General features: G+C 31.2%; 1 protein-coding gene. It reads right to left on the reverse strand.

The genetic code is table 11. The features are described from left to right. Positions 1-204: 204 nt before the first annotated feature. The coding region (locus CHB80_RS24335) for a hypothetical protein (protein WP_218823105.1) at positions 205-1,223 on the reverse strand (1,019 nt) is incomplete at its 5' end.

The raw sequence follows: 1,223 nt of genomic DNA on the forward strand, positions 1-1,223 counted from the left end.
CAACGGAATTGTATATGGGCAGTGCGGGCGAAAATGGCTGTTACCATTCGGTTGTGCACAAGCTGATTTTTACAAATTCCGCTTTTTATTTTTTCTTGTCAAAAGTCGGATTTGTAAAAATTCGGCGACCTCCAAATATACCCAAACTTTTGGTTAAGCGACAACTCCCGCATTGCCTATATGCGTTGTTGCCACACGTATTTCTCACTCAAGGTAACCAAGTTTTTTCCATTCCTTATATTTTTCTATAATATTTGAAATTCCGATTTCACTCAATAAATATTTCGTACAACTCTTATATATTTTAAATGAACCGGTACCATCTTTGCAAGTAAGGATTTCTTGATTTTTCTCTTTTAACTCGCAAATAAACTGCCATTCTTCTGAATTCAAAGTTTCTTTTCTAAGCTTTGAAAGTCGTTTCTCAATATACCCAATTTCTTTAGGATTAGTTGCAAGCTTTTGACTTGAAAAATTGTTTGATTTTAGGCTATCTAATTCTCGTGTTAATTTGGTCAGTTCTGGAATTATTTCATTAATAATAATTTGTTTTGTTTTGTAGTCGTGATAAATCATTGCGTCAATAGCATACATACTAATCTCAAGATTTGGATTTTTAATTAGCGGTTTAATTAAATCTGCTCTATCTTCTTTCAATAATTCAATTACTCCTCTTCTTCGTTCGGTAAACCTTGGGACTGTTGAATATTCACAAATCCAACCATATTCATCACGGGAATCTGCTCCGATTAGGCTGTAATAACCTTTCAAAATATCTTTTGATTCAATTGAAGTTAGTTTTAAGGAATCATCTAAATTTGGCAATAAAGTATGAACATATTCTAACCAGACATTTTTGTCAAAATATGAGTTTTCAGTTTGTTTTGGCGAATTTGAAATTTGACTATTATACTCAAGAACTTTTCCTTTAAAACTGACAATTTCAAAATCTGCAACATACCTTACTTGAACGTAGCTATAAGTTTTTAATAAATCGCCTGTATATCTTATAGATTCCCGAGCAAAATGTCCTTCGTTTTTATCACTAAAATCTTTAAGTTTATTCCAATCTAATGAATTTAAAAGTGTTGATGTTATTATCGGTTCGTCATTATTTTTTTCAGTGGGGAAGTTTCCGAAATTCAATTTTTGAGCAAATAAAATGTTGCTGAAAAACAAAATTAATATAATGACAATCTTTTTTTTCATATGTGTGGCAACGT

The sequence above is a fragment of the Dokdonia pacifica genome, from assembly GCF_900188275.1.
GTDB classification, from domain to species: domain Bacteria; phylum Bacteroidota; class Bacteroidia; order Flavobacteriales; family Flavobacteriaceae; genus Dokdonia; species Dokdonia pacifica.